Here is an 8942-nt window from a genome sequence, read left to right on the forward strand (position 1 = left end):
AATCCGCGGCGTGGGATACATGGTCGAGCAATGATCAGATCGACGCTGACGCGCAAACTGTTTTTCAGGATTGCGCCAACAATTCTGATTACTATCGCCCTGATCGGGGCGTTCGCCTTCCGCAGCGCCACGCGCGAAATCAACAATATCTATGACGCACAATTGATCAACGACGCGAATGTTCTTTGGACGCTGCTGGAACGCCAAGTTGAAAAGCCTGGCATTCATAAATCCAAGCAGGTCAATGATATTGATTTGGCGATGGGCAACCAGCTGGCAATGAACGAGGATGCGGATGACTATGCCGACGCCCATATGTTCCGTGCATGGAAGGACGGGGAGATTGAGGTTTTCTCGAGCACCGCATTCCCGAAGACGGTTCCCGAGCAGCGAGCGGGTTTTACGGACGTGAATTACGGCGGCGAAGACTGGCGGGTGTACGCGCTGCCAATTCCGCAAACGACGATTACCGTGGAAGTCGGAGAAAAGCTTGCCCTTCGCAAATCGCTTGTGTCAAATATTCTCCTGAACCTGTCTTTTCCATTGCTGGTCCTCTTCCCGCTCATCGCAGTCTTGATCTGGTTCGGGATCAGGAGCGGGCTCAGCGCGATGCACGGATTGGTGCGCCAAATCCGCAGTCGTTCCCCGGATGACCTGTCTGTCATTCCCGTTGATACGTTGCCGAGGGACCTTTCTCCCCTCGGCAGATCGATAAATCAGCTTCTCGACAAGCTTGACCGCTCACTGACGGCGGAGAGGCGTTTCGCCGATCACGCTGCCCATCAACTGCGAACTCCTCAGACATCTCTCAAGTTGTTGCTCCAAATGCTGGCGAATGCCGAGAGTGAGCAGGAACGCAAGGCTATCATCGGCGACCTCGTGGCGAGTAATGAAAAGGCGATGCACCTGATCGAGCAACTGCTTCGCGCCGCTCGTGTCAGCCATCAGCCGATGCTGTTGAAAAGCGTTTCGTTGTATAACACCGTGGCTTCGGTCATAGGCGAGTTCGGCAACATGATTCATCTCAAGAGACTTGAGGTTTCGCTGCACGGCGATGAAAATGCGCAGGTCAATGCGGACGAGCCTCTCCTTCGCCTGATGATTGCCAACCTCGTAGACAATGCAATCAAATACTCCCCCGTCGGCGGAACCATCGAAGCATCGATCACACCCAAGAACGAGTCTTGGCTGCTATCCATCAGCGACAGCGGGCCAGGAATAGCGGCGCAACATCGCGAAGCCGTGTTTCGGCGCTTCTACCGGGTCGATACGCCACATGCCGAGGGATCGGGATTGGGATTGGCGATCGTTGCCGACATAATTGACCGTTTCTCCGCCACTATCGTACTGAACGCTGCAGGATCAGGCAAAGGTTTGAGCGTAGACGTGCTGATGCCGAGAGCATAGCGCGCGCCTTCAGGCGATTTCAGTTTCATTTCATTTTGGCATAATTCTGCACTCAGGCACGGCTGATAGAACCCCCGCACGATTGTGCAAGGAGTTTTTTGAATGCACGTGTATTGCGATTTCGATGGAACGATTTCGGTCGAGGATGCGACCGATTTTGTACTCTCAAACTTGGCCGATCCCGCATGGAAAGCCATAGAACAAGATTGGCTGGACGGCGAGATCGGTTCTGCCGAATGCATGCGCCGCCAGGTCGCCCTGATTCGCGCCAAACAACATGAACTCGACGATGTGCTTGAAGATGTCGTTATTGACCCGACGTTTCCCGCCTTCGCAGATTTCTGCAGCCGACACGCTATGCCGCTTACGATCGTGAGTGACGGCGTCGATTATTTCATCAAACAAATCCTCGTGCGCACCAACCTCAGCCATATTCCGGTAATCGCCAACAAGCTGACGATCGTCAATCCGGAAGGAAAGCCATCCTACCATCTGGCTTCTCCCCACGCCGATCCGGATTGTCTGTCAGCAGCGGGGGTTTGCAAGTGCAGATCTCTGACACCGCGTGACTTGCGGGTCTACGTCGGTGACGGCCGCTCGGATTTCTGCGTTTCACATCAACCGGAGCTGGTCTTCGCAAAGGGGGAACTGGCTGACTACTGTTTTGCCGAGGATATCCCCTTCATTGCGTACGAGACCTTTGCCGATCTCACCCACAGCCTCAAGAGCGCTGTTCCAGGCCTATCGGCCAATGCTCTCAGCACACCGCGCCACGCCGCCGCATAACCAACAAGCGAGAACCTGAATGAACACAAATTTTATCCTGAAGCAGCCCGAGCTCGTATCTCCGCTGCCGAACTCGGAACTCGAATTGCGTCTGCTTGAGGAAACCTATTGTTCTCACGGCGATACGGTCCACTACGCCCAGGAGCCGAGCTTTTTCGAATCGTGCGAAGGCTCGTACCTTTACGACAGCAAGGGTACGCCGTTCCTTGATCTGCAGATGTGGTATTCGGCGGTTAATTTTGGCTACCGCAACCCGCGCCTGAACGCCGCCGCGCATCGGCAGCTGGACACGCTGCCTCAGGTGGCATCGCAATATCTGCACAGGGAAAAGGTCGAACTAGCGGCCATGATTGCTCAAGACGCAGAACGGAAATTCGGCACGAAAGGACGGGTTCATTTCAATGTCGGCGGCTCGCAGGCCATCGAGGATTCGCTGAAACTCGTGCGCAACTATTCAGGCGGAAAGAGCCTGATGTTTGCCTTCGAGGGTGGATATCATGGGCGCACGCTTGGCGCCTCGGCGATCACGTCGAGCTATCGCTATCGTCGTCGCTACGGGCACTTCGGCGAGCGCGCGCAGTTTATTGAATTTCCCTATCATTTCCGTGGCCCGAAAGGCATGAGCAAAGAAGAATACGGCCACCAATGCGTGCAGAAGTTCGCCCGCCTGTTCGAGAGCGAGTACAACGGCGTGTGGGATCCCAAGGCGGGCAAGGCGGAGTTTGCCGCCTTCTACGTGGAGCCCATTCAAGGAACTGGCGGCTATGTCATCCCTCCCATGAACTTCTTCAAAGAGTTGAAGCAGGTTCTTGACCAGCACGGGATTCTGCTCGTGGTCGATGAAATCCAGATGGGTGTCTACCGGACGGGCAAGATGTGGTCGATCGAACATTTCGGTGTCAGCCCAGACATCCTCGTCTTCGGCAAGGCAATCACCAATGGTCTCAATCCGCTTTCGGGCGTCTGGGCGAAGGAAGAAATAATCAACCCGGGTATTTTCCCTCCAGGTTCAACGCATTCTACCTTCGCCAGCAACCCGATGGGAACCGCCGTAGCACTGGAAACCATGAAAATGCTCAAGGAAGAGGATTTCGGTGCGGTCATCATCGAGAAAGGCGCTTACTTTCTCGACGGACTGAAGGAGCTGCAGAAACGCCACCGGATCATCGGCGATGTGGACGGCCTGGGCCTGGCCTTGCGTGTCGAAATATGCACTGAGGATGGGTTCACCCCGGACAAGTCGACGATGGACTGGCTTTGCGACGAGGGGATGAAGGGTGATCTCAGTGTCGGCACAAACATGTACGGTCTCGTGCTGGATGTTGGCGGTTACCACAAGAATGTCATCACCCTTGCCCCCAACCTCCTGATCAGCCGCGAAGAGATAGATCTTGCCCTGACGCTGCTGGATCAGCTTTTTATCAGGGCTTCGAAACGATAGGCCGATGCAACTTCTGCTCCTCCATCTCGATGATGCGCTTGAGTTGCAGCCCGACTTCATCCGCGCCTGCCTGAACGCTGGCGCGTATGAGTTACAGGCTGAGAATGAAGGGCGGGCGATCAGGCTTTGGGGCAAAAACCCTGATTTGCATGCCGTTCGGACCAAGCTCGCGCGCAGGATGCTGCGGAGAAAGGATGCGCACCTGTGTTTCATGGGGTCGGGTGATTTTCATCACGTCACGGCGCTGCTGCTCGACGTTGCCCTCGAAAAGGATGGAAAGCCGGCTACGGTAATCCATTTCGACAACCATCCCGATTGGGTTCATTTCAAGGATGGCATCCATTGCGGCTCATGGGTCAACAGGGCATTGGAACATTCCCAGGTTCGCAAGGTCATCACTGTCGGCGTATGCAGCGATGACCTGAAGAAGCCTGAACGGAAGGGAGCAAATCTTTCGCTGCTCAAAAAAGGCAAGCTTGAGCTCTATCCCTACGATCATCCACCGAGCAGGGTCAAAAAGGAATATGGGTCAGGGTCGAGCTACCAGCAGGATTCCGGCTCGCTCAGCTGGAACACCATTGCCGCTATTGGTGAGCAAAATTTCGTTGATCGCCTCTTGTCACGGATTGAGACCGAAGCCGTCTATCTGACGATCGACAAGGATGTGCTGGCTCGCGCTGATGCGGTCACGAACTGGGATCAAGGCAGCATGAGGCTGCCATATCTTCTGACATTGATAAGTGAGATAGGCTGCCGCCACCGCATTGTCGGTGCAGATGTCACCGGCGACTACTCATTTCCCGCTTATGGCGGCGGGTTATGGACGATGCTGATGAAGCACGGCGAGATTCTGCTGGATCAGCCCCGACGGCCCTCGGATGCGCGTCTTGCGACCAACATCAACTCCGCAGGCAATCACGCCCTTCTCGAAATTCTTTCGCAGGCCATGTCATGAGCGGCACCCTGACCCTGCCAATGGTGGCGCTGATCAGTTTTTGCATTGTTGCGGAAATGGCGCGTGAGGTCTGTTTCAAACAGGCCGCGCACGCTTCGACGCTTCGTCAGGCACTGGTGAAACCCGCCACCTGGGTGGGAATTGTCTTTTGGGCAGTGGAGCTGTTCGCATGGATGATGGTGCTCGAACACGTGCCGCTGTCCATCGCCTTTCCAATGATGGCGCTGAGCTATGTCGTCATCGTTGTCGCCGGAGCCTGCTTTTTCAAGGAACACGTCAATCTGCGTCACGCGGCTGGAGTTCTTCTCATCACGGCCGGCGTGACGTGCGTTGGAGCAACAGGACTATGAAACTATTCAAACACACCAAATGGGATGCCGCTCCCGTTATCGCGGCAGTCGCTCACCTATTCTTCAATATCTACCTCATCGCCGGATTTCACAGCCGCCCGCTGTGGTTGTCCTTAGTTCTGGGCTGCGTTTACGCCGTCTCGATCTCGTGGAATATCAACAGCATCTCCCACAATTTCATTCACACGCCCTATTTTACCGCGCGCCCGCTGAACTATGCCTTCAGTCTCCTGGAATCCATCACGATCGGTTTTTCGCAGACCTACTATCACTGGATCCATATGCGCCATCATTCCGGCAACAGCGACAAGCCGAATGAAAAGGGTGAGACAATCGATTGGTTGTCGATTTACAGACACGGCAAAAACGGCGAACCGGAGAACGTTTGGAGCTACACGTTCCTCAGCTTTTTTCGCGACGATATCGGCGACATTCACAGAGGCGTTGCCCGCACTCGGCCGTTCGACGCGAAATGGGGCCGCTTCGAGCTTTACGCCTTCTTTGGCCTGGTCGGTCTGGCTTTGATCTATGACTGGCGGGCTGTCCTGTTCTTCGTGCCATTCTACTATTTTGGCAATTGCCTGTCGTCGCTCAACGGCTATTACGAGCATCTTCACGGCGATCCGGAAGAACCGATAGCGTGGGGGGTCAGCAGTCACAATCGTTTCTACAACTGGCTGTGGTTCGGCAACGGTTACCACGCCGAGCATCATTATCGTCCGCGCACACATTGGACAAAACTCCGCTCCTTCCACGAACAGATCGCGGACCAACAAGAAGAAGCTGGTGTCCACGTCATCAGCACGTGCCACGCGCTGGGATTCATGGCCAAGGAAAACCGCGAGTTGGAAATATCGAATGCAGATCGCTGACCCTTTTGGATATTTCATGGAGGGCACCAACGGTAAGGGCGTCCTTCTTGTGCATGGTCTGACTGGTGCACCCACGGAAATGCGGCTTGTGGCGCGACAGCTGAATCGTCGGGGCTATACGGTCTATGCACCGCTTCTGGCCGGTCATGGTGGCGATGTCCGCAGGTTGCGCGGCACGCGTTGGCAGGATTGGCTGGGAAGTGTCGAGCAGGCCGTGGAGCAGTTGACCGCCTATACGAACGAGATATTTGCTGCCGGCATCTGCGTCGGTGGCAAGCTGGCGCTTCTGGCTGCCCACGAGCAGCCCGGAATGCTCAAGGCCGTGGCGATTTACTCTCCATGCTTCCTCTATGACGGCTGGAATGTGCCGTTCTATTACCCGCTGCTGTCGCGCAACATCACCTGGTTGGCACATGTCCCATTCTTGGACCGCCTGAATTTCAACGAGACTTCGGCACTCGGCGTCAAAGACCAGCGTATGCGCCGGATGATGGAAAACATGTCCAAAGAGGGCGTAATCGAGAAATTCCCCGGCAAAGGCCTGGTCGAGATGTATCGCCTCGGAAGAGCGCTCAAGCACGAGCTGCCGCATATGATGACGCCAACGCTCATCCTGCATTCAAGGGAGGATGATCTCAGCAGCCCTGCCCATGCCCGCTATATCAGTGACCATATCGGGGCCCCGAACGAGCTTCGCTGGATCAATGACAGCTATCACATGATCCATCTCGATCGGCAGCACAGGCAGGTCGCGGATCTTACTGCCGATTATTTTGGGGTGAGCCATGTTTCAGACCGTCTCTGAATCGACGCTCCGCGGGACAAGGTTACCGGCTAAAGACAACCCGCTCATACAAACGCGCGTTGTGAATTCCATCCGGGAAGTCGGCAAGCAAGCGTGGAACGCCTGTTTCGAAGATGAGGTCGAAGATTTCGATTGCCTTCTCGCGATCGAAGAGGCCGGGATCGACGGTTTCGCCTGGCGCTATGTAACGGTAATTGAGAACGGGGCCGTAGTCGCCGCCATGCCGGCATTCATTACCAGTTACCAGCTTGAGACGACGTTGGAACCAGGACCTCTGCGCCGCTTCATTCGTCGGATGCGAGGCTTCCTTCCCGGTATCCTCACGTTGAAGCTCGCGTGTCTTGGCTCGCCCTGTACGGAAACTGGCAAGCCAGGCTTTTGTGCCAACGTTCCTCCGGAACGCCAGCCTGATTTGCTGGCACGACTTGTTGCCGGGTTCGAGAAGCACGCGGACGATGAAGGTTGTTCCCTGCGTGGCGTAAAGGATATTCCCGAGCCTTGTGCGTCGGCGTTTGCGCCGGTATTCGCGCAATCAGGTTTCGCTTCCATTCCCGGGCTTCCGACAGCTTGTCTTGATGTCGATTTTCACTCCATCGAAAGCTATCTGAGCCGCTTGTCCTCTGGAACCCGCAAGGACATGCGCCGGAAACTGAAATCGTTTGATCACATCCGGATCGAAACTCGAACCGAACTGGCAGACGTCATGCCGCGCGTCGTGGCTCTTTATAATGCGACACGAAGCCGGAGTGAATGGCAGTTCGAAGCTCTCACCGCCGCGTATTTTGCTGGTATCCTCGACCGCATGTCCGGCAGGTCGTTCTGCACTTTGTATTTTGCAGAAGACAAGCTGCTGGCGGCTAACATTCTCGTTCACAACGAAAGCACGCTGATCGACAAGTTCTTCTGCATGGACGGAGAGGAAGGGCGTGCCTACGACCTTTATTATCTAAGCTGGTTCGCCAATCTGCGTTATTGCATCGACCACCGCGTTGCCCGCTATCAGAGCGGCCAGGCCTATTACGAAAACAAACTGCGGCTGGGCAGCAGGCTCACTGCAAACACAATGTATTTCAAGCATCGGAACAGGGCCGTCCAACGGTTGCTGAGGCTGGTATCGCCGATGTTTGGCGTGGATGAGCCTCAGGGAGCCGCTTCATGAACGGCCAGCGTCTTTCCTGGTTCGCCATTCCGGTGCTGAACACGTTGTTTCAGATTTTCATCAAGCTTGCTGCCGATGCGGTGAGTGGTCATGCCAGCGGCTGGTTTTCCGGATCGCTCGCATCCCCCTGGTTGCTTGCGGCCATTGCAGTTGAAATCGTTTGTTTCCTGATCTGGATGCAGGTGCTGTCGGAGCTTGATCTGAGCAAGGCGTTTCCGCTTTCTGCTTTAAGTTACGTGCTGGTTCTCTTGTCGAGCTGGCTTTATTTCCGGGAACAGATCACCGCGCTTCAGTTGATTGGAAGCGCGCTCATACTTGGCGGAGTGTGGCTGATCGGGACAGCCTCCGGACGCGGCAGCCCTCAGCAAAACACGCATGAAATCAAGTTCCCGCCAGTTACGACAATGCGAGCCAGACGATGACCCAGGTCCAGTTCAAAACTCCACTTCCGGCAGGCACACAACGCCATCGGCGCTTGCCGATCGTGCATTACATGCTGCGCTTCTTCGCATCGTCAGCACAGGTCGCCTGAATGTCACGACTGCGAAGAACAAAAGATTGTCATTCGGAGATGGCAGCGGACCTGCGGTATCGGTGAGGTTTACCGATAGCCGGGCACAGTGGGCCTTTTTGGTCGACGCAGATATGAGGCTTGGCGAGCTTTTCATGGATGGCCGTCTTGTCGTCGATGAGGGCTCCATCTATGACTTCATCGCACTGCTGTTGCGTGAAGCCCAGAACACCGCTCATCCTTGGCCAGCGCGTTTCATAGACGCTCTGCGCGCCAGATTCCGCAAGCTGAAGCAGCCTAACTTGCCCGGCCGATCGAAGCGGAACGTTGCACATCATTATGATCTCGACGGGCGGCTGTACGAGCTTTTTCTTGACGTGGACCGTCAATATTCCTGCGCCTATTTCGAACACCCCGATCAGTCGCTTGAGGAAGCACAACTGGCCAAGAAGCGGCATCTGGCGGCCAAACTCCTGCTCGAACCGCATCAGCGAGTTCTGGATATCGGTTGCGGTTGGGGCGGTCTTGCGCGGCATATTGGTGCAAGGGTCACGAACGGTGAAGTACTGGGAATAACGCTATCCGAAGAACAGCTTGCATATGCACGATCATCGTTGAACCAGGGAGACGGCCGGGTCTCATTTGATCTGCAGGAC

10 protein-coding genes are annotated in these 8942 nt (G+C 55.4%); all 10 read left to right on the top strand.

Annotated elements, in window-relative coordinates; translation table 11 throughout:
- Positions 1-30 precede the first annotated feature (30 nt).
- On the top strand, positions 31-1407 hold the full coding sequence (locus LB462_RS30600; RefSeq protein ID WP_224515877.1) for a sensor histidine kinase: 1377 nt from the start codon (positions 31-33) through the stop codon (positions 1405-1407).
- Between the two features lie 102 nt (positions 1408-1509).
- Positions 1510-2193 (top strand): MtnX-like HAD-IB family phosphatase, encoded by a 684-nt coding sequence (locus tag LB462_RS30605; protein ID WP_224515863.1) that lies wholly within the window; start codon positions 1510-1512, stop codon positions 2191-2193.
- A 19-nt stretch (positions 2194-2212) separates the two neighbouring features.
- Positions 2213-3634: an aspartate aminotransferase family protein gene (locus LB462_RS30610; RefSeq protein WP_224515865.1), complete on the top strand. Its 1422-nt coding sequence runs from the start codon at positions 2213-2215 to the stop codon at positions 3632-3634.
- Between the two features lie 4 nt (positions 3635-3638).
- Positions 3639-4589, top strand: a complete 951-nt coding sequence (locus tag LB462_RS30615) for an arginase family protein (protein ID WP_224515866.1) — start codon at positions 3639-3641, stop codon at positions 4587-4589.
- Positions 4586-4939: an EamA family transporter gene (locus LB462_RS30620; RefSeq protein WP_112532670.1), complete on the top strand. Its 354-nt coding sequence runs from the start codon at positions 4586-4588 to the stop codon at positions 4937-4939. Before LB462_RS30615 ends, LB462_RS30620 begins: the two co-directional genes overlap by 4 nt.
- Positions 4936-5811: a fatty acid desaturase family protein gene (locus LB462_RS30625; RefSeq protein WP_224515868.1), complete on the top strand. Its 876-nt coding sequence runs from the start codon at positions 4936-4938 to the stop codon at positions 5809-5811. The genes LB462_RS30620 and LB462_RS30625 overlap by 4 nt, the downstream gene beginning before the upstream one ends.
- Positions 5798-6616: an alpha/beta hydrolase gene (locus LB462_RS30630; RefSeq protein WP_224515870.1), complete on the top strand. Its 819-nt coding sequence runs from the start codon at positions 5798-5800 to the stop codon at positions 6614-6616. The genes LB462_RS30625 and LB462_RS30630 overlap by 14 nt, the downstream gene beginning before the upstream one ends.
- The gene (locus tag LB462_RS30635; protein WP_224515872.1) at positions 6597-7775 is read left to right on the top strand and encodes a peptidogalycan biosysnthesis protein; all 1179 of its coding nucleotides are present in this window, start codon (positions 6597-6599) and stop codon (positions 7773-7775) included. The genes LB462_RS30630 and LB462_RS30635 overlap by 20 nt, the downstream gene beginning before the upstream one ends.
- Positions 7772-8197: an EamA family transporter gene (locus tag LB462_RS30640; protein WP_224515874.1), complete on the top strand. Its 426-nt coding sequence runs from the start codon at positions 7772-7774 to the stop codon at positions 8195-8197. The genes LB462_RS30635 and LB462_RS30640 overlap by 4 nt, the downstream gene beginning before the upstream one ends.
- Positions 8151-8942 (top strand): SAM-dependent methyltransferase (locus LB462_RS30645; RefSeq protein WP_224515875.1); only part of this gene is annotated, 792 nt, incomplete at its 3' end. The genes LB462_RS30640 and LB462_RS30645, both read left to right, overlap by 47 nt.

Source organism: Phyllobacterium chamaecytisi (genome assembly GCF_020164455.1).
In the GTDB taxonomy this organism is placed as follows: domain Bacteria; phylum Pseudomonadota; class Alphaproteobacteria; order Rhizobiales; family Rhizobiaceae; genus Phyllobacterium; species Phyllobacterium chamaecytisi.

Excerpts from the sequence above, each read along its gene's own strand:
- LB462_RS30600 (WP_224515877.1), top strand. The coding sequence starts at position 31 with ATGATCAGATCGACGCTGACGCGCAAACTGTTTTTCAGGATTGCGCCA.
- LB462_RS30605 (WP_224515863.1), top strand. The coding sequence starts at position 1,510 with ATGCACGTGTATTGCGATTTCGATGGAACGATTTCGGTCGAGGATGCG.
- LB462_RS30610 (WP_224515865.1), top strand. The coding sequence starts at position 2,213 with ATGAACACAAATTTTATCCTGAAGCAGCCCGAGCTCGTATCTCCGCTG.
- LB462_RS30615 (WP_224515866.1), top strand. The coding sequence starts at position 3,639 with ATGCAACTTCTGCTCCTCCATCTCGATGATGCGCTTGAGTTGCAGCCC.
- LB462_RS30620 (WP_112532670.1), top strand. The coding sequence starts at position 4,586 with ATGAGCGGCACCCTGACCCTGCCAATGGTGGCGCTGATCAGTTTTTGC.
- LB462_RS30625 (WP_224515868.1), top strand. The coding sequence starts at position 4,936 with ATGAAACTATTCAAACACACCAAATGGGATGCCGCTCCCGTTATCGCG.
- LB462_RS30630 (WP_224515870.1), top strand. The coding sequence starts at position 5,798 with ATGCAGATCGCTGACCCTTTTGGATATTTCATGGAGGGCACCAACGGT.
- LB462_RS30635 (WP_224515872.1), top strand. The coding sequence starts at position 6,597 with ATGTTTCAGACCGTCTCTGAATCGACGCTCCGCGGGACAAGGTTACCG.
- LB462_RS30640 (WP_224515874.1), top strand. The coding sequence starts at position 7,772 with ATGAACGGCCAGCGTCTTTCCTGGTTCGCCATTCCGGTGCTGAACACG.